General features: G+C 69.3%; 15 protein-coding genes. 1 reads left to right on the top strand and 14 read right to left on the bottom strand.

Translation table 11 applies throughout. From position 1 onward, the window contains the following. Positions 1–2: 2 nt before the first annotated feature. The 9 genes from rodA to QHG49_RS23185 all read right to left on the bottom strand — a co-directional run bounded on the left by rodA (position 3) and on the right by QHG49_RS23185 (position 11,884). On the bottom strand, positions 3–1,199 hold the full coding sequence (gene rodA, locus QHG49_RS23225; RefSeq protein ID WP_145490467.1) for a rod shape-determining protein RodA: 1,197 nt from the start codon (positions 1,197–1,199) through the stop codon (positions 3–5). Then, positions 1,196–3,454, bottom strand: a complete 2,259-nt coding sequence (gene mrdA, locus QHG49_RS23220) for a penicillin-binding protein 2 (protein WP_159701329.1) — start codon at positions 3,452–3,454, stop codon at positions 1,196–1,198. Before mrdA ends, rodA begins: the two co-directional genes overlap by 4 nt. 173 nt (positions 3,455–3,627) lie before the next feature. Continuing rightward, positions 3,628–4,308 carry a rod shape-determining protein MreD gene (gene mreD, locus QHG49_RS23215; RefSeq protein WP_145490461.1) on the bottom strand — a complete coding sequence of 227 codons (681 nt, stop codon included), beginning with the start codon at positions 4,306–4,308 and terminating at the stop codon, positions 3,628–3,630. 13 nt (positions 4,309–4,321) lie between these two features. Beyond that, positions 4,322–5,332, bottom strand: coding sequence for a rod shape-determining protein MreC (mreC, locus tag QHG49_RS23210; protein ID WP_145490458.1), 1,011 nt, complete (start codon positions 5,330–5,332; stop codon positions 4,322–4,324). 168 nt (positions 5,333–5,500) lie between these two features. Then, the gene (locus QHG49_RS23205; RefSeq protein WP_046421714.1) at positions 5,501–6,520 is read right to left on the bottom strand and encodes a rod shape-determining protein; all 1,020 of its coding nucleotides are present in this window, start codon (positions 6,518–6,520) and stop codon (positions 5,501–5,503) included. A 207-nt stretch (positions 6,521–6,727) separates the two neighbouring features. After that, positions 6,728–7,141 carry a nucleoside-diphosphate kinase gene (ndk, locus tag QHG49_RS23200; RefSeq protein ID WP_085564722.1) on the bottom strand — a complete coding sequence of 138 codons (414 nt, stop codon included), beginning with the start codon at positions 7,139–7,141 and terminating at the stop codon, positions 6,728–6,730. A gap of 66 nt (positions 7,142–7,207) precedes the next feature. Continuing rightward, positions 7,208–7,561 carry a DUF4233 domain-containing protein gene (locus QHG49_RS23195; RefSeq protein ID WP_145490456.1) on the bottom strand — a complete coding sequence of 118 codons (354 nt, stop codon included), beginning with the start codon at positions 7,559–7,561 and terminating at the stop codon, positions 7,208–7,210. A 10-nt stretch (positions 7,562–7,571) separates the two neighbouring features. Continuing rightward, positions 7,572–9,086 (bottom strand): folylpolyglutamate synthase/dihydrofolate synthase family protein, encoded by a 1,515-nt coding sequence (locus QHG49_RS23190; protein ID WP_301491072.1) that lies wholly within the window; start codon positions 9,084–9,086, stop codon positions 7,572–7,574. Positions 9,087–9,259: 173 nt separating this feature from the next. Then, positions 9,260–11,884 carry a valine--tRNA ligase gene (locus QHG49_RS23185; RefSeq protein WP_301491071.1) on the bottom strand — a complete coding sequence of 875 codons (2,625 nt, stop codon included), beginning with the start codon at positions 11,882–11,884 and terminating at the stop codon, positions 9,260–9,262. Between the two features lie 137 nt (positions 11,885–12,021). On the opposite strand from QHG49_RS23185, the gene QHG49_RS23180 reads away from it, so the two are divergent. Beyond that, the gene (locus QHG49_RS23180) at positions 12,022–13,023 is read left to right on the top strand and encodes a hypothetical protein (protein ID WP_159701338.1); all 1,002 of its coding nucleotides are present in this window, start codon (positions 12,022–12,024) and stop codon (positions 13,021–13,023) included. A 67-nt stretch (positions 13,024–13,090) separates the two neighbouring features. Here QHG49_RS23180 and QHG49_RS23175 read toward each other — a convergent pair whose 3' ends face one another. The 5 genes from QHG49_RS23175 to tig all read right to left on the bottom strand — a co-directional run bounded on the left by QHG49_RS23175 (position 13,091) and on the right by tig (position 18,107). Further along, on the bottom strand, positions 13,091–13,375 hold the full coding sequence (locus QHG49_RS23175; RefSeq protein ID WP_301491070.1) for a hypothetical protein: 285 nt from the start codon (positions 13,373–13,375) through the stop codon (positions 13,091–13,093). Between the two features lie 192 nt (positions 13,376–13,567). Next, positions 13,568–14,854, bottom strand: a complete 1,287-nt coding sequence (gene clpX / locus QHG49_RS23170) for an ATP-dependent Clp protease ATP-binding subunit ClpX (RefSeq protein WP_145490443.1) — start codon at positions 14,852–14,854, stop codon at positions 13,568–13,570. Positions 14,855–15,023: 169 nt separating this feature from the next. Then, positions 15,024–15,689 (bottom strand): ATP-dependent Clp protease proteolytic subunit, encoded by a 666-nt coding sequence (locus tag QHG49_RS23165; protein WP_046421702.1) that lies wholly within the window; start codon positions 15,687–15,689, stop codon positions 15,024–15,026. 69 nt (positions 15,690–15,758) lie between these two features. Continuing rightward, positions 15,759–16,364, bottom strand: a complete 606-nt coding sequence (locus QHG49_RS23160) for an ATP-dependent Clp protease proteolytic subunit (protein ID WP_085568519.1) — start codon at positions 16,362–16,364, stop codon at positions 15,759–15,761. 375 nt (positions 16,365–16,739) lie between these two features. Beyond that, positions 16,740–18,107, bottom strand: a complete 1,368-nt coding sequence (gene tig / locus QHG49_RS23155) for a trigger factor (protein WP_145490439.1) — start codon at positions 18,105–18,107, stop codon at positions 16,740–16,742. Positions 18,108–18,282: the final 175 nt, after the last annotated feature.

Raw genomic sequence — 18,282 nt, 5'->3', positions numbered from 1 at the left:
CCTTACGCCGACATCGGCCGCTGCACCTTGATCGACTGGAGCAGTCCCACGGCCACCCACACCGCGAACATCGATGATCCGCCGTACGACACGAAGGGCAGCGGCAGGCCGGTGACCGGCATGATGCCGAGGGTCATGCCGATGTTCTCGAACGACTGGAAGGCGAACCAGGCCACGATCCCGGCGGCCACGATGGTGCCGTACAGCTCGGTCGAGTCCCGGGCGATCCGGCAGGCGCGCCACAGGATGACGCCGATCAGGAAGATGATGAGACCGGCGCCCAGGAAGCCCAGTTCCTCGCCCGCCACCGTGAACACGAAGTCGGTCTGCTGCTCGGGCACGAACTGGCCGGTGGTCTGCGAGCCGTGGAACAGCCCGGCGCCGGTCAGTCCGCCGGAGCCGATGGCGATACGGGCCTGGTTGGTGTTGTAGCCGACGCCGGCCGGGTCGAGGTCCGGGTTGGCGAAGGCCGCGAAGCGGTTGATCTGGTACTGGTCCAGGATGTGCAGCTGCCAGATGGCGATACAGCCGACCACACCGGTGGCGAGCAGCCCGAACACCCAGCGGTTGGAGGAGCCGGAGGCGAGCAGCACGCCCAGGATGATGGCCACCATCGCCAGCACCGAGCCGAGGTCCGGCATCAGCAGCAGGATCATGCAGGGCACGGCCGCGAGCCCCAGGGACTGCGCCACGGTGCGGTGGTCCGGGAACGGCTTGTCGCCCGCGTCCACCCGCGCGGACAGCAGCATCGCCATGCCCAGGATGATCGCGATCTTGAGGAACTCGGCGGGCTGGACGGAGAAGCCGCCGATCACGATCCAGTTGCGCTGGCCGTTGATGGTCGCGCCGAGCGGGGTGAGCACCACCAGGGCGAGCAGGACCGAGGCGCCGTAGAGGACCGGCACCGCGTTGCGCAGGGCGCGGTGGCCCAGCCAGAGGGTGGCGAGCATCAGGGCGAACCCGATGCCCAGGTTCATCAGGTGCCGCTCCAGGAAGAAGTACGGGTCTCCCTGGTTGATCTCGGTGCGGTTGCGGGTCGCCGAGAAGACCAGCATCGAGCCCATCAGCGACAGGGCGAGCGCGGACAGCAGTATCGGCCAGTCCAGGCGCCGCGCCAGCGAGTCGCGGGCGAAGAGCCTGGTCCAGCCGGCCCGCGCGGGGCCGTACCCGGAGACGGAGAAGCTGTTCGCGCCGGTCATGAGGGCATCCTCCGGCTCCCCCGCTTACGGCGCGGGCGCCTTCGGGTGTTGCTGTTGCCGTTGTTCGTGGGTGGGGCGGTACCGGCGGGCTGCTGCTGGTCGGTGCCGTTGCTCGGGTTGTTCTTCTGGGCGGCCTCGGTGTCCTTCGCCGCGTCCTTGGGGACCTTCGGCGCGGCGATGGTGCCGTCCGTGCGGATCTTCGGCAGGGACTGCTGCGGCTGGGGCAGGAACGCCTTCTTGCTGTCGACGGAGCCGTCGCCCTGGACGCCGTAGAGCGCGCTGTAGATGTTGCGCACGGCCTCACCGGAGGCTCCGGAACCCGTACCGGCCTGGGCGATCGTCATGATCACCGTGTAGTCCTTGGAGTACGTGGCCATCCAGGAGGTGGTCTGCTTGCCGTAGACCTCCGCCGTACCGGTCTTGCCGTGCAGCGGGATCTTGTCCTGCGGCCAGCCGCTGAACTTCCACGCCGCCGTACCCCGGGTGATGACGCCCGCGAAGGCGTCGTCCATGCCCTTGAGGGTGGCCTGGGTGATCGGCAGCTTGCGCTGCACCTGGGGCTTGATCTCCTGGACGGTCTTGCCGTCGGGGCTGACGATCGCCTTGCCGATGGTCGGGACGTACTCGGTGCCGCCGTTGGCGACGGCGCCGTAGATCATCGCCTCCTGGATCGGCGTGACGAGGGTGTCGCCCTGGCCGATGGAGTAGTTGATCTCGTCACCCTCGCGCATCTTGTCGCCCTCGAGGCAGTTCTCGTAGGCGATCTTCTCGACGTAGGTGCCGTCCTTCTTGCCGGTCTTGCACCAGGAGTCCTTGTTGGCCTTCCAGTAGTCCAGCTTCCACTGGCGGTCCGGGACGCGGCCGTTCACCTCGTTGGGCAGGTCGACGCCGGTCGGCTTGCCGAGGCCGAACTGGTGGGCGGTCTTGAAGAAGTAGTCCTTCGGCTCACCCTTCTTGGGGTTGATGCCGCCGTCCTTCTTCCACTCCTTGTCGGCGATGCCGTAGAACACGGTGTCGCAGGAGACCTCCAGGGCGCGGCCCAGCGAGATGTCGCCGAAGTTCTCGCCCTCGAAGTTCTTGAAGATCTGGTTGCCCACCCGGTAGTCGCTGGTGCACGGGTAGCCGCCGTTCCACGCGTAGCCCGCCTGGACGGCGGCGGCCGTGGAGACCACCTTGAAGGTCGAGCCGGGGGCCGCCTGACCCTGTATGGCCCGGTTGAGCAGCGGGTAGTCGGAGTTCTTGCCGGTGAGGGCCTTGTAGTCCTTGGCGGAGATACCGCCCACCCAGGCGTTCGGGTCGTACGTGGGCGCCGAGGCCATGGCGACGATACGGCCGGTCTTGGCCTCCATCACCACCACGGCGCCGGAGTCCGCCTTGTAGTTCTCCCCGGTGATGGAGTCGAACTGGGTGCGGGCGGCCTTCATCGCCTTGTCCAGTTCGTACTCCGCGACCCGCTGGACGCGGGAGTCGATGCTGGTGACCAGGTTGGAGCCGGGCTCGGCCGCGTCCGACTTGGCCTTGCCGATGACCCGGCCGAGGTTGTCCACCTCGTAGCGGGTCACGCCGGCCTTGCCGCGCAGCTCCTTGTCGTACTCCCGCTCCAGGCCCGAGCGGCCGACCATGTCCGAGCGCAGATAGGGCGAGCTGGTGTTCTTGGCCTTCTGGATCTCGTCGTCGGTGACCGGCGAGAGATAGCCGAGGACCTGCGCGGTGTTGGACCTGCCGGGGCTCGGATAGCGGCGCACGGCCTCGGGCTCGGCGGTGATGCCGGGGAAGTCCTCGGAGCGCTCGCGGATCTGGAGGGCCTGGCGGGGCGTGGCCTTGTCGGTGATCGGGATCGGCTGGTACGGCGATCCGTTCCAGCAGGGCTGGGGGGTCTTGGCGTCGCAGAGGCGGACCTTCTGCATGACGTCCTCGGTGGGCATGCCGAGGACCCCGGCCAGCTTGGTCAGGACCGCCTTGCCGTCGTCCTTCTGCTTGAGCAGGTCGGTGCGGGAGGCGGAGACCACCAGGCGGGTCTCGTTGTCCGCGAGGGGCACGCCGCGGGCGTCCAGGATCTCGCCGCGCACGGCGGGCTGGACGACCTGCTGGACGTGGTTGCCCGACGCCTCCTTCTGGTACTGCGCGCCCTCCCGGATCTGGAGGTACCACAGCCGGCCGCCGAGCGTGCCGAGCAGCGAGAGGACGAGGATCTGGATCACGACGAGCCGGATCTGGACCCGTGGGGTCCGGCCGGTCTCGGGGATGTTGGTCACTGCGGGCTGCTCCCCCTCTCAGCGCACGGACGTCCGGACGCGCGGCGCGTGTGTGCGACCGGACCGCGCGCGTACGAATGATGAACGATCAGTCTGTGAGCCCGCGTTCCGCGAAAGCCGACCCGTACGAGTGAATGTGCGTGGCCCGGGCTTCCCGGGGGCCTGACGTGTGGTCACAGCCGCTTGACCCCCTTGATGCGGCCGACCCGGGCCGAGCGGCTGCGGGCCTTGGCCTTCAGGGCGCCGAGGCCGCTGCGCTGGCTGCCGATGCGCAGCCCGGTGCCGGAGGACAGCCAGCCCGAGGAGATGTCGGCCGCCTTGGCGCTGGTGGCGGTGGTCTCGGCCAGCGGGTCGTTGTCGCAGCGGCGGGCCAGCCACATCACCCCCGGCACCACGAAGGGGGCCAGCAGCAGGTCGTACAGGGCGGCCGAGACCAGCAGGCCGGGCAGCCCCACATGGCGGGCGGCGGTGTCGCCGACCAGGGCGCCCACCCCGGCGTACAGCAGCGTGGAGCCGATCGCGGCGACGACGACCACGGCCATCGGGCCGGTCGCCGACTTCAGCCGGCCGTTCTCCGGCTTGACCAGCCCGGCGAAGTAGCCGGTCACGCAGAGCACCAGGGCGTAGCGGCCCGCCGCGTGGTCCGCGGGCGGCGCCAGGTCGGCCAGCAGCCCTGCGGCGAACCCCACGAGGGCGCCGCCGACATGGCCGTACACCATGGCGAGGCCGAGGACGGTCAGCAGCAGCAGGTCGGGGACGGCGCCCGGCAGATGGAGGCGGGCGAGGACGCTCACCTGGATCACCAGGGCGACCACGACCAGCGGCACGGAGAGCAGGATCCGGTTGACACGCATGGGGATTGGGCTCCTACTGCTGCTCGTCGGTCTGCGGTTCGTCGGTCCGGGACGGGTCGGACGGCGACTGGTCGTTCTGCGACCGGTCGCTCTGGCCGCCGCCCTGGCCCGCGCCCGCGGACGGGGTGACCGTGACGGTCACGGTGGGCGTCGGGACCGGCTTGGGCTTGCTCGGCAGGACCTCGTCGCGCGGGTCCTTCTTCGGCGCCTTGACGACCACGCCGACGATGTCGAGCTTGGTGAAGCTGACGTACGGGGTGACGTACAGGGTGCGGGTCAGGCCGCCGCCGGAGGGGTCGACACGCGAGACCACGCCGACCGGCACGCCCGGCACGAACGGCTTGTCGGACTCCGAGCCGAAGGTGACCAGGCGGTCGCCCTTCTTCACCTCGGCCTTGCCGTTGAGGAGTTGGACGCGCAGCGGGCGGTCGCCCTGCCCGGAGGCGAAGCCGAGTTCGTCGCTGCCCTCCATCCGGGTGCCGACGGTGAAGTCCGGGTCGTTGGCGAGCAGCACCGTGGACGTGTCGGGCCCGACCGTGGTGACCCGCCCGACCAGGCCGTCGGCGTTGAGGACGGTCATGTCCCGCCTGATGCCGTCGCCGGCGCCGACGTCGATGGTGATGGTCCAGGAGAAGCCCTGCGCCGACCCTATGGCGACGACCTGGGCGCCCTTGATGCCGTACTGGCCCTCACCGGCGAGCTTCAGCATGCTGTCGAGCTGGTTCAGACGGCTGCGGCTGCGGTCGTCGCTGCCGAGCTTCGCCTTGAGGGCCGCGTTCTCCTTCTCCAGCGTGGCGAGCCTGCTGTGCCGGTCGCCCGAGTCGCGGATCGCGGAGACGGCGTCGCCGACCGGGTCGACCACCGAGGACAGTCCGTCCTCCACCGGGCCGAACACGGTGGCCGCGGCCTGCCGGGCACCGTCGACCGGGGAGTTCCGGCCCCCTCGGATGTCCACGGTGATCAACGCGAACGCGACGGCGATCAGCAGGACCAGGAGCAGCCGGCTCTCTTTGGTGTCCCTCACGTGCGGCGGCCGTGCCCTTCCTCAAGTAGGAATTCATCGGACCACCGGAAAAAGCGCGAAAGGTGCGGCGCAAATCCGAGCGGCCCGTTCGGGGGAGCTTATGCCTCTATATCAACGATCCGCCGCACGAGAGGAGAACGTCTCGTACGGCGGAATCGATGCGCCGTGTCATCGACGCGGCTGCGCGTCCAGAACCTGCTGGAGCGCCTCGAACTCCTCGACGCACTTTCCGGATCCGAGCGCCACGCTGTCCAGCGGGTCCTCGGCGATATGGATCGGCATGCCGGTCTCGCGGCGCAGCCGCTCGTCCAGGCCGCGCAGCAGGGCGCCGCCGCCGGTCAGCACGATGCCCCGGTCCATGATGTCGCCGGACAGCTCCGGCGGGCACTTGTCGAGGGTCGTCTTGACCGCGTCCACGATCGCGTTGACCGGCTCCTCGATCGCCTTGCGGACCTCGGCGGCCGAGATGACGACGGTCTTGGGCAGCCCGGACACCAGGTCCCGGCCGCGCACTTCGGTGTGCTCGTCGGAGTCGAGTTCGTACGCGGAGCCGATGGTGATCTTGATCTGCTCGGCGGTGCGCTCACCCAGGAGAAGGCTGTACTCCTTCTTGATGTACTGGATGATCGCGTTGTCCAGCTCGTCGCCCGCCACCCGGATGGACTGGGCGGTGACGATGCCGCCGAGGGAGATGACCGCGACCTCCGTGGTGCCGCCGCCGATGTCCACCACCATGTTGCCCGTGGCCTCGTGGACCGGCAGGCCGGAGCCGATGGCCGCGGCCATGGGCTCCTCGATGATGTGCACCTGGCGGGCGCCCGCCTGGGTGGAGGCCTCGATGACCGCGCGGCGCTCGACGCCCGTGATGCCCGAGGGCACACAGACCACGACGCGCGGGCGGGCCAGATAGCGGCGCTTGTGGATCTTCAGGATGAAGTAGCGCAGCATCCGCTCGGTGATCTCGAAGTCGGCGATGACGCCGTCCTTCAACGGCCGGACCGCCACGATGTTCCCCGGCGTCCGGCCGATCATCTTCTTCGCTTCGGCGCCGACCGCCAGGATTCCACCGGTGTTGGTGTTGATCGCGACGACGGACGGCTCGTTGAGTACGATCCCGCGACCCCTGACGTACACCAGCGTGTTGGCGGTCCCGAGGTCGACAGCCATGTCACGGCCGATGAACGACATTGAGTTCCCCATCCGGATTCATCTGGCCTTCCTGAGCTTTTGAGGGCATGTCAGGCAGGCGAGGCGGGTGCTGTGACGTGAAGGCTTCCATCGTAAACGCGCCTGCACGAACACTGCGCGAGGGTCCAGGCCATTGTCACCAGATGGCGGGCCGCCTCGCTTGTGGAGACGGGCGTTCGGGGGCGTTCGTTCCCTCTATCGCCGGTATTACGCGCGTCCCGGGAAGAAGATCTTCACCTCGCGCTCGGCGGACTCCTCGGAGTCGGAGGCGTGGATCAGGTTCTCCCGGACGATGACGCCGAAGTCGCCGCGGATGGAACCGGGCTGGGCGGCGATCGGGTCGGTCGGACCGGCGAGCGCGCGCACGCCCTCGATGACCCGCTCGCCCTCGACGATCAGGGCGACGACGGGACCGGAGGACATGAACGCGACCAGCGGCTCGTAGAACGGCTTGCCCTTGTGCTCGCCGTAGTGCTGCTCCAGGGTGTCCTGGTCCAGGGAGCGCAGCTCCAGCGCGGTGATCTGCCAGCCGGCCTTGCGCTCGATTCGGCTGATGATCTCGCCGGTCAGGCCGCGCCGGACGGCGTCGGGCTTGAGCAGGACGAGGGTGCGCTGGCTCACGAGGGGACTCCTTACGCGTGGGACGTGTGCGGTGGGACGAGGTTACAGGGCGTATCCGCGGGCCCGTTACGCAGCGTCAGCCGATGCCTCGGCCTGGGCCGCGAACCGGGCCTTGGCCTCGTCCACCTTTCGCCCGAAGTGCACCGAGGCCCACCACAGGGCGGCGAACACCACGCCCATGAAGTACATGGCCGGTACGAAGACACCGGAGGCGATCAGGGCGATCTGGAGGGCCCAGCCGAGGGCGACGCCCCCGGGCCGGGTCACCATGCCGCACAGCAGCACGCACAGAGCCATGGCGATGCCGCTGACCAGCCAGACGGTGGAGACCGACAGGCTCGGGTCCTTCATGGCGACCAGACCGGCGAAACCGATGACGAAGAACTCGCCGATCAGCGTGGATGAACAGAGCGTACGCACGTCGGACTCCTCAGCCCTTGCCCAGCAGCAGCCGGGCCTCGCCGACCGTGATGACGGAACCGGTGACCAGCACACCGCCGCCCGCGAACTCGCCCTCCTCCTCGGCCAGCGTGATCGCGGCCTCCAGGGCGTCGGGCAGTCGCGGCTCGACCTGGACCCGCTCGTCGCCGAAGACCTCGACGGCGATGGCGGCCAGTTCGTCCGCGTCCATGGCGCGGTGGCTGGAGTTCTGGGTGACGACGACCTCGGCGAAGATCGGCTCGAAGGCCTCCAGCAGCCCCCGCACGTTCTTGTCGCCGCTCGCGCCGACCACGCCGATCAGCCGCGTGAAGTCGAACGCCTCGCGCACCGCCTCGGCGGTGGCCTCGGCGCCGGCCGGGTTGTGCGCGGCGTCCAGGACGACGGTGGGAGACCGCCGTACGACCTCCAGGCGGCCCGGGGAGGAGACGGCGGCGAACGCCTTGCGGACGGTGTCGATGTCCAGCGGTTCGGCGCGCTGGGCGCCGACGCCGAAGAACGCCTCCACGGCGGCGAGCGCCACGGCCGCGTTGTGGGCCTGGTGGGCGCCGTGCAGCGGGAGGTAGACCTCGGGGTACTCGCCGCCGAGGCCGCGCAGGGTGAGCATCTGCCCGCCGACGGCGACCTGGCGGGCCACGACGCCGAACTCCAGGCCCTCGCGGGCCACGGTGGCGTCGACCTCCACGGCCTTCTTCAGCAGCACCTGGGCGGCGTCCACGGGCTGCTGGGCCAGGATGACGGTGGCGCCCTGCTTGATGACACCGGCCTTCTCGCCGGCGATCTCGCCGGTGGTCCCGCCGAGGCGGTCGGTGTGGTCCAGGCCGATCGGGGTGACCACGGCGACGTCGCCGTCGATCACGTTGGTGGCGTCCCAGGTGCCGCCCATGCCGACCTCCACGACGGCCACATCGACCGGCGCGTCCGCGAAGGCGGCGTACGCCATGCCGGTGAGGACCTCGAAGAAGGACAGCCGGTACTCCTGGGCGGCGTCCACCATCTCGATGTACGGCTTGATGTCCTGGTACGTCTCGATGAAGCGCTCGGCGGAGACCGGGGCGCCGTCCAGGCTGATCCGCTCGGTGACCGACTGCACATGGGGGCTGGTGTAGCGGCCGGTGCGCAGCTCGAAGGCGCCGAGCAGGCACTCGATCATGCGGGCGGTGGAGGTCTTGCCGTTGGTGCCCGTGATGTGGATCGAGGGGTACGAGCGCTGGGGGTCGCCCAGCACGTCCATCAGCGCGGAGATCCTGCTGACCGAGGGCTCCAGCTTGGTCTCGCCCCAGCGGGTCGCCAGCTCGGCCTCGACCTCGCGCAGCGCCTTGTCGACCTCCGGGTCCTCGGGCCGCGCGGGCACGTCGGCCTGCGGCGCGCCGCCCTGGGTACGGAGGGTGCGGCTGCCGGCCTCGATGACGGCGAGGTCGGGGTCGCGGTCGGTCTCGGCCTCGATGATCTCCTCGAAGGAGTCAAGGGGGTCGGGCTGCTCGTTCTCGTGCGGGAGGTCGCTCACGGGTATCAGTCTACGGAGGCGCTGGGAGGCTTGCGGCGCCGGTTCGGGGGCGGCTGATCGTCGCGCCCGGCCGCGGGACCGTCATGGCTTGTCGCGCAGTTCCCCGCGCCCCTGAGGACGCCGATGGCCCCGGCACCTCATCGGTGCCGGGGCCATCGGTCACGCAGAACGGCTCACGCTGCCGGGAGCTTCGCCAGCTGGGACTGGATGCGGGTGATGTCGTCCTCCGCCTTGGCGAGGCGGGTGCGGATCTTGTCGACCACGTTGTCCGGGGCCTTCGCCAGGAACGCCTCGTTGCCCAGCTTGGCGGTGGCCTGGGCCTTTTCCTTCTCGGCGGCGGCGAGGTCCTTCGCCAGGCGCTTGCGCTCGGCGGCCACGTCGATCGTGCCGGAGAGGTCGAGGGCGACCTCGGCGCCGGCGATCGGCAGGGTGGCCGTCGCCGTGAAGGAGTCGCCCTCCGGCTGGAGGCGCAGCAGCTGGCGGATGGCCGCCTCGTGCGGCGCCAGCGCCGTGCCGTCCAGGGTCAGCCGGGCCGGGACCCGCTGGCCGGGCTGGAGGCCCTGGTCGGCGCGGAAGCGGCGGACCTCGGTGATCACGGACTGGAGCGCGGAGATCTCCTGCTCGGCGGCCGTGTCGCGGAAGCCGCTGTCGGTCGGCCACTCGGCGATGACGATCGACTCGCCGCCGGTCAGCGTCGTCCACAGCGTCTCCGTGACGAACGGGACCACCGGGTGCAGCAGCTTCAGGGTGACGTCCAGGACCTCGCCCAGGACCCGCTTGGAGACCTCGGCCGGCTCGCCGCCCGCCTGGAAGACGGTCTTGGACAGCTCGACGTACCAGTCGAAGACCTCGTCCCACGCGAAGTGGAAGAGGGCGTCCGACAGCTTGGCGAACTGGAAGTCCTCGTACAGCGCGTCGACTTCGGACACGACCGAGTTGAGGCGGGAGAGGATCCAGCGGTCCGTCGCCGACAGCCTCGACGCCTCGGGCAGCGGGCCCTCGACCGTCGCGCCGTTCATCAGCGCGAAGCGCGTGGCGTTCCAGATCTTGTTGGCGAAGTTGCGCGAGCCCTGGACCCAGTCCTCGCCGATCGGCACGTCGACGCCCGGGTTGGCGCCGCGGGCCAGCGTGAAGCGCAGGGCGTCGCTGCCGTACTTGTCCATCCAGTCCAGCGGGTTGACCGCGTTGCCGAAGGACTTCGACATCTTCTTGCCGAACTGGTCGCGGACCATGCCGTGCAGGGCGATGGTGTGGAACGGCGGGGTGCCGTCCATCGCGTACAGGCCGAACATCATCATCCGGGCGACCCAGAAGAAGAGGATGTCGTAGCCGGTGACCAGGACGGAGTTCGGGTAGAACTTCGCGAGCGACTCGGTCTGTTCGGGCCAGCCCAGGGTGGAGAAGGGCCACAGGCCGGAGGAGAACCAGGTGTCGAGGACGTCGGTGTCCTGGTGCCAGCCCTCGCCGGCGGGCGGCTCCTCGCCGGGGCCGACGCAGACGACTTCGCCCTCGGGGCCGTACCACACCGGGATCCGGTGGCCCCACCACAACTGCCGCGAGATGCACCAGTCGTGGAGGTTGTCGACCCAGTCGAAGTACCGCTTCTCCATCTCCTGCGGGTGGATCTTGACCTTGCCGTCGCGGACCGCGTCGCCCGCGGCCTTGGCGAGCGGGCCGACCTTGACCCACCACTGCATGGACAGGCGCGGCTCGATGGTGGTCTTGCAGCGCGAGCAGTGGCCCACGGAGTGGACGTACGGCCGCTTCTCGGCGACGATCCGGCCCTCGGCGCGCAGCGCGGCGACGATGGCGGAGCGGGCCTCCAGGCGGTCCATGCCCTGGAAGGGGCCGTGCACGGTGATCACGGCGTGCTCGTCCATCACGGTGATGGACGGCAGGTCGTGGCGCTGGCCGATCTCGAAGTCGTTCGGGTCGTGCGCGGGGGTCACCTTGACGGCGCCGGTGCCGAACTCGGGGTCCACGTGGGCGTCGGCGACGACCGGGATGGAGCGGTCGGTCAGCGGGAGCTTGATGAGCTTGCCGACCAGGTGCCGGTAGCGCTCGTCCTCGGGGTGGACGGCGACGGCCGTGTCACCGAGCATCGTCTCGGCGCGGGTGGTGGCGACGACGATGGTGTCGTCCCCCTCGCCGTACGTCATGGAGACCAGCTCGCCGTCGTCGTCCTGGTACTCCACCTCGATGTCCGAGATGGCCGTCAGACAGCGGGGGCACCAGTTGATGATGCGCTCGGCGCGGTAGATCAGCTCGTCGTCGTACAGGCGCTTGAAGATGGTCTGGACGGCCTGGGAGAGGCCCTCGTCCATGGTGAAGCGCTCGCGGGACCAGTCGACGCCGTCGCCGAGGCGGCGCATCTGGCCGGAGATCTGGCCGCCGGACTCGCCCTTCCACTTCCAGACGCGCTCGACGAAGGCCTCGCGGCCCAGGTCGTGGCGGGACTTGCCCTCCTTGCCGAGCTCGCGCTCGACCACGTTCTGTGTGGCGATGCCGGCGTGGTCCATGCCGGGCTGCCACAGGGTCTCGTAGCCCTGCATGCGCTTGCGGCGGGTCAGGGCGTCGATGAGCGTGTGCTCGAAGGCGTGGCCCAGGTGGAGGGAGCCGGTGACGTTGGGCGGCGGGATGACGACGGTGTACGGCGGCTTCTCGCTCTTCGCGTCCGCCTCGAAGTACCCCCGCTCCACCCAGCGCTCGTACAGCGGCCCCTCTACATCGGCCGGCGCGTACTGGGTCGGCAGTTCGGTGTCGGGCGCGGGTGGCTGCTGCTGAGCGTTCTCGGTCACGGGGGTCAGTTTAGAGGGGTCACGGGCCGGTCCCGAAACGCGTTCGTTCTGTAACGGTGCGGCCCCCGGTGCCCTGCGGTTCTTCGGGCTGGTTCAGGATGTCAGGGACATATAAGCGTCCTAGGGGGATCCCAGAGATGAGCAACAACCAGCCGGGCCCGTACGGCCAGCCACCGCAGCAGCCGGGTCCCTACGGGCAGCCGGGTCAGCCCGGGCCGTACGGGCAGCCGCAGCAGCCTGGTCCGTACGGTCAGCAGCCGCAGGGCGGCCCGTACGGCCAGCCGCCGCAGGCGCCGCAGCAGCCCGGCTACGGGTACCCCCAGCAGGCCCCGCCGCCGCAGCCGGGGTACGGCTACCCCCAGCAGCCCGGCCCGTACGGCCAGCAGCCCTATGGCCAGCAGCAGCCGTACGGCAGCCTGCCGCAGCCGCCCCAGCCGGGCGGCGGCAAGAAGAAGACCGGCCTGATCATCGGCTCGGTCGTGGTCGTGGCGGCGATCGTGGTGGGCGCGGTCCTCCTGCTCGGCGGCAGCGACGGCAGCAGCACCGTCGCCGACGACGGCGCGCACAAGCTGATAACCCCGGCGACGGTGATCAACGGGACCTACACCAAGCAGGACGGCTCGGACGGGTCCTCGGGCGGGCTCAGCGACTCCGACAAGTCGGACTTCCAGAAGTGGGGCGTGCAGAACCCCACGGAGGTCAGCTCCAGCTACGAGACCGGCACCGGACTGACCAAGAAGGGGCTGTCCTTCAGCGGTGTGTACGGCACCGTCAAGGACCCCGAGGCCGTGGTGGACGCGATGTTCGCCAAGATCAAGACCGAGGCGTCGAAGGACCAGAGCGACTCCGCCACCAAGGGCAAGATGCTCGGCAGCCCGGAGACCGTGCACCCGGCCGGGTTCTCCAACGGTGTCATGAAGTGCCAGGTGGCGCAGATCGACAGCAGCGGCTCCTCGTCCTCGGCCTCCGGTATGCCGAAGAGCTTCAAGATGCCGGTGTGCATCTGGGGCGACCACAGCACCGTCGCCTTCGTGTCCGACTACAGCGTGGCCTCCCTCGCCTCCGGCCAGTCCGGCTCCCTGGACGACACGGCCGAACTCGCGGCGAAGCTGCGCAACGACGTGCGCGTCAAGGCGTGAGGCCGCGGACTGGAACTTCCTGAACGGCGAAGGTGGCTCATGCGCATGAGCCACCTTCGCCATGCGGTCAGGCCAGCTTGCAGGCCGGCAGCGAAACGTCGCTCTTCACGCCAAGCTGGGCCAGGTCCGTGACGCAGACCGGGTTGGCCGCCTTCCCGATACCCGTGTCGATCGCCCCATGACCGCAGGCCGCCTTCACCTTCGTGCCTGCGCGATATCCGTGGCTCGCCACGTAGTTGCTGCAAGCGCTCTGCGTGGCGCTCGCAGGTGCGGCCACGAGGATCGGCAGGGCCCCTGCCGCCAACACCACGCCGGCTGCGGCCGCCATGCGCTTCGTCTTCTGGAAAGTCATGTCGAGTCCTCCGTTTCACGCAGCCGGACGTACTGCTTCACGCAGGTCCGACTCGGTCATGTTGATCCGATCACGAGAACGGGGAGAACTTCAGCAGCCGCCCGAACGATGACTCGATCCCGTCGTCCCTCGTCCGACACACCAGCGGGCAGGCACCCCTCGCAGGGTGCCTGCCCGTCGGCGCGGTGATGCTTACGCCGTCTTCTGCTCGCCCGAGCCCCGGCCGCGGGCGTCGCGGGGGATCAGGGTCGGGTTGACGTTGGAGAGGACCACGTCGGCGGTGATGACGACGCGGGCGACGTCCTTGCGGGACGGGACCTCGTACATCACGCCCTGGAGGACCTCCTCCATGATGGCGCGCAGGCCGCGGGCGCCGGTCTGGCGGAGGATGGCCTGGTCGGCGATGGCCTCCAGGGCCTCGCGCTCGAAGTCCAGCTCCACGCCGTCGAGTTCGAAGAGGCGCTGGTACTGCTTGACCAGCGCGTTGCGCGGCTCGACGAGGATCTTCAGCAGGGCCTCGCGGTCCAGGTTGTGCACCGAGGTGATCACCGGCAGCCGGCCGATGAACTCGGGGATCATGCCGAACTTGACCAGGTCCTCCGGCATGACGTCCTCGAAGACGTCCTTGGCCTCCAGCTCGCGCTTGGACAGGATCGTCGCGCCGAAGCCGATGCCCTTGGCGCCCGCACGCGCCTCGATGATCTTCTCCAGACCTGAGAAGGCACCGCCCACGATGAACAGCACGTTCGTCGTGTCGATCTGGATGAACTCCTGGTGCGGGTGCTTGCGGCCGCCCTGCGGCGGCACCGAGGCCGTGGTGCCCTCCAGGATCTTCAGCAGGGCCTGCTGCACGCCCTCGCCGCTGACGTCCCGGGTGATCGACGGGTTCTCGCTCTTGCGGGCCACCTTGTCGATCTCGTCGATGTAGATGATGCCCGTCTCGGCCTTCTTGACGTCGTAGTCGGCGGCCTGGATGAGCTTGAGGAGGATGTTCTCCACGTCCTCGCCGACATAGCCCGCCTCCGTCAGCGCGGTCGCGTCGGCGATGGCGAACGGCACGTTCAGCATGCGGGCCAGGGTCTGGGCGAGGAGGGTCTTGCCGGAGCCCGTGGGGCCCAGCAGGAGGATGTTGGACTTCGCCAGCTCGATGGCGTCGTCACGGCCGCTCCCGCCGCCGTTCTCGCCCGCCTGGACCCGCTTGTAGTGGTTGTACACCGCGACGGACAGGGCCTTCTTGGCGGCCTCCTGGCCGACCACGTAGCCCTCGAGGAACTCGTAGATCTCGCGGGGCTTGGGCAGCTCCTCCCAGCGCACCTCGCTGGTCTCGGCCAGCTCTTCCTCGATGATCTCGTTGCAGAGATCGATGCACTCGTCGCAGATGTAGACACCGGGACCTGCGATGAGCTTCTTGACCTGCTTCTGGCTCTTGCCGCAGAACGAGCACTTGAGCAGATCGCCGCCGTCACCGATGCGTGCCACGGTGTGCTTCCCCTTCGCCTGGGAGCCGCCTGGACACTGCGTTCCAGCGGCTCCTGGTGCTGCCTTATGTCCGACGGTACCTTGCCGGGCCCGATGTTCGGGCCCCCCTTGGCAGGGTTCACTTGCCGTGAGCCCTGCCAAGGGGGGCTTGAGAGCGCGCCGCTCCGCGTCAGCGGACGTCGGCGTTGTTCAGCTTGCGGGTGGAGATGATCTGGTCGACGAGGCCGTACTCCAGCGCCTCCTCGGCCGTGAGGATCTTGTCGCGCTCGATGTCCTCGCGGACCTTCTCCAGCGGCTGGTTCGAGTGCTTGGCCAGCATGTTCTCCAGCTGCTCACGCATCCGGGTGAACTCCTTGGCGATGATCTCCAGGTCGGAGAGCTGGCCACGGCCGGAGGAGCCGGCCGGCTGGTGGATCAGCACGCGGGAGTTCGGCAGCGCCATGCGCTTGCCCGGGGTGCCGGCGGCGAGCAGCACGGCCGCGGCGGAGGCCGCCTGGCCCATGCACACCGTCTGGATGTCGGGCTTCACGAACTGCATCGTGTCGTAGATCGCCGTCAGGGCGGTCATGTCGCCGCCGGGGCTGTTGATGTAGATCGAGATGTCCCGGTCCGGGTCCATCGACTCCAGGCACAGCAGCTGCGCCATGACGTCGTTGGCGGAGGCGTCGTCGATCTGGACGCCCAGGAAGATCACGCGCTCCTCGAAGAGCTTCGCGTACGGGTCGTACTCGCGGACGCCCTGGGAGGTGCGCTCGACGAAACGCGGGATCACATAGCGGGCGTCGGGCCGGGGCCCTTCGTACAGGCCGCTGGCCGCGCCGGGGAAGTTGCTCATGGGATGTTCACCGTCCTGGTGGCGTTCTGGGGGCGTGGGTGGTGGCGGTGCGTGGCGTGGCCGGGCCGGTCAGGCTCCGGTGCCGCCGCCTCCCGGAACACCCGAGGCGTTCGTGATGATCTCGTCAATGAGACCGTACTCCTTGGCCTCTTCCGGGGTGAACCAGCGGTCGCGGTCCGCGTCCCGGGTGATCGTCTCGAAGGTCTGGCCGGAGTGGAGCGCGGTCAGTTCCGCCATGCGGTGCTTGGTGCGCAGCAGGTACTCGGCCTGGATCTTGATGTCCGTGACCGAACCGCCGAGGCCCGCGGACCCCTGGTGCATCATGATGTCGGCGTGCGGCAGGGCGAAGCGCTTGCCCGCGGCACCGCCGGTGAGCAGGAACTGGCCCATGGAGGCCGCCATGCCCATCGCGATGGTGACCACGTCGTTCGGGATGTACTGCATGGTGTCGTAGATCGCCATGCCGGCCGTCACCGAGCCGCCGGGGCTGTTGATGTAGAGGTAGATGTCCTTGTCCGGATCGGCGGCAAGGAGCAGCAGCTGAGCGGTGATCTTGTTGGCGATGTCATCGTCGACCTGCTGGCCGAGGAAGATGATCCGCTCGCCGAGCAGTCGGTTGTAGACCTGGTCGCCGAGGCCGCCACCGATGGAGGGCTCGCCGGCGGCGGAGGGCATCAGATTCGTCACGTATCCACCTGGTCGTCTCACGACGGCGCCGAGCCGTCTCAGTCGTCCTGCCGGAGGTTCGGGGGTTTCAGGAGACTCCCCTGCCCCCGTACTCATGGACCCTAACGCTCGGGCACGTTCGGGGAATCCCGGAGTAGCGACTGTTCGCCGGGGGCGTAGCGCTCCGCTCAGGTGAGGCCGGGTGCGAGGGGGTCCTGCCGGGTGCGGGCCGTCGCCGGGACGCGGGCCGGACGCGGCCTCTCGCACGCCGCGGCGGAGCCGCGATCGGATACCGCCCAGCGCCCCTCGGGTGGTACGCCGACGGGCCCCCGGGGGAAGTCCCGGGGGCCCGTCGTACGAGCTTCAGAGGTGCCGTGGGGCGGTTCAGCCCTCGGTGGTCTCCTCGGCGGCCTCGGCCTCGGTGGCCTCGGTCTCCTCGTCCTCGTCGCCGAGGTCCACGACCTCGCCGTTGGTGTCCTTCACCGTGGCGGCCTCGACCACGACGGCCAGGGCCTTGCCGCGGGCGACCTCGCCGACGAGGAGCGGCACCTGGCCACCCTCGACGACGGCCTGGGCGAACTGGTCGGGGGACATGCCGGAGGAGGCCGCACGCCGCATGAGGTGCTCGGTGAGCTCCTCCTGGTTGACGTTCAGCTCTTCCTTCTTGACCAGCTCGTCCAGGACGAACTGGGTCTTGATGCCCTTGACCGCGGCCTCGCGGGTCTCGGTCTCGAACTCCTCGGCGGTCTTGCCCTGGATCTCCAGGTACTTGTCGAGGGTCAGGCCCATCTGGCCGAGCTGGTGGTGCTCCAGGTTGTGCTTGCGGGTGTTGACCTCGTCCTCGAGCAGCTTCTCGGGGACCGGGACCTCGACCAGCTCCAGGAGCTTCTCCAGGACGCGCTCCTGGGCCTGCGTGGCCTGGTCGAACTCCTTCATGTTCGCGAGGCGCTTGCGGCTGTCGGCCTTCAGCTCGTCCAGCGTGTCGAACTCGGAGGCGAGCTGCGCGAACTCGTCGTCCAGCTCCGGCAGTTCGCGCTTGGCGACCTGGGTGACCTTGACGGAGACCTCGGCCTCCTTGCCCGCGGCGGAGCCGCCCTTCAGCTCGGAGGTGAAGGTGGCCTCCTCGCCGGCGGACAGGCCCTTGACGGCCTCGTCGATGCCGTCGAGCAGCTCACCGGAGCCGATGGTGTAGGAGACGCCGCTGGCGATGCCGTCCTCCAGCACCTCGCCGTCGACCTTGGCCTCCAGGTCGATGGTGACGACGTCGCCGTCCTCGGCGGCGCGCTCCACCGGGGCGGTGGAGGCGAAGCGCTCGCGGAGCTGCTCGACCGACTTCTCGACGTCCTCGTCGGTGACCTCGATGGCGTCGACCTCGACCTCGATGCCGGAGTAGTCCGGGATCTCGAGGGCCGGGCGGACGTCGACCTCGGCGGTGAAGTTCAGCGTCTCGCCGTCCTTCAGCTCGGTGATGTCGACGTCGGGCTGGCCCAGCGGGCTCAGCTCGGCCTCGTTGACCGCCTCGGTGTAGAACTTCGGAAGCGCGTCGTTGACCGCCTCCTCCAGGACCGCACCGCGGCCGAACCGCTGGTCGATGACGCGGGCAGGGATCTTGCCCTTGCGGAAGCCCTTCACCGTGACCTGCTGGTTGATCTTGCTGTACGCCGCGTCGAGGCTGTCCTTGAGCTCCTCGAAGGGCACCTCGACAGTGAGCCGAACCCGGGTCGGGTTCAGGGTCTCCACGGCGCTCTTCACGGTTCGGTCTCCTTGTGGCTGACTGCTTGGGTTCTGCCGGAGCCAGACAGCTCCGGCGGATTCGCCGCCCGGAGGAGTACGTAGGCCGTGAGGGCCGGGGCACACGGGCGTGCAGCTTGCATAGTAACCGCAGGCGTTCGGCGCCCCAAAAGGCGATCTTCGCGGCGCCGCCGGC

Source organism: Streptomyces sp. WP-1, assembly GCF_030450125.1.
In the GTDB taxonomy this organism is placed as follows: Bacteria; Actinomycetota; Actinomycetes; order Streptomycetales; family Streptomycetaceae; genus Streptomyces; species Streptomyces incarnatus.
The sequence above is the reverse complement of the archived record's forward strand: the minus strand, read 5'-3'. Positions and strand labels throughout refer to the sequence as shown.

Excerpts from the sequence above, each read along its gene's own strand:
- rodA (WP_145490467.1), bottom strand. The coding sequence starts at position 1,199 with ATGACCGGCGCGAACAGCTTCTCCGTCTCCGGGTACGGCCCCGCGCGG.
- QHG49_RS23180 (WP_159701338.1), top strand. The coding sequence starts at position 12,022 with ATGAGCAACAACCAGCCGGGCCCGTACGGCCAGCCACCGCAGCAGCCG.
- mreD (WP_145490461.1), bottom strand. The coding sequence starts at position 4,308 with ATGCGTGTCAACCGGATCCTGCTCTCCGTGCCGCTGGTCGTGGTCGCC.
- QHG49_RS23175 (WP_301491070.1), bottom strand. The coding sequence starts at position 13,375 with ATGACTTTCCAGAAGACGAAGCGCATGGCGGCCGCAGCCGGCGTGGTG.
- QHG49_RS23165 (WP_046421702.1), bottom strand. The coding sequence starts at position 15,689 with ATGAGCAACTTCCCCGGCGCGGCCAGCGGCCTGTACGAAGGGCCCCGG.
- QHG49_RS23205 (WP_046421714.1), bottom strand. The coding sequence starts at position 6,520 with ATGTCGTTCATCGGCCGTGACATGGCTGTCGACCTCGGGACCGCCAAC.
- QHG49_RS23160 (WP_085568519.1), bottom strand. The coding sequence starts at position 16,364 with ATGCCCTCCGCCGCCGGCGAGCCCTCCATCGGTGGCGGCCTCGGCGAC.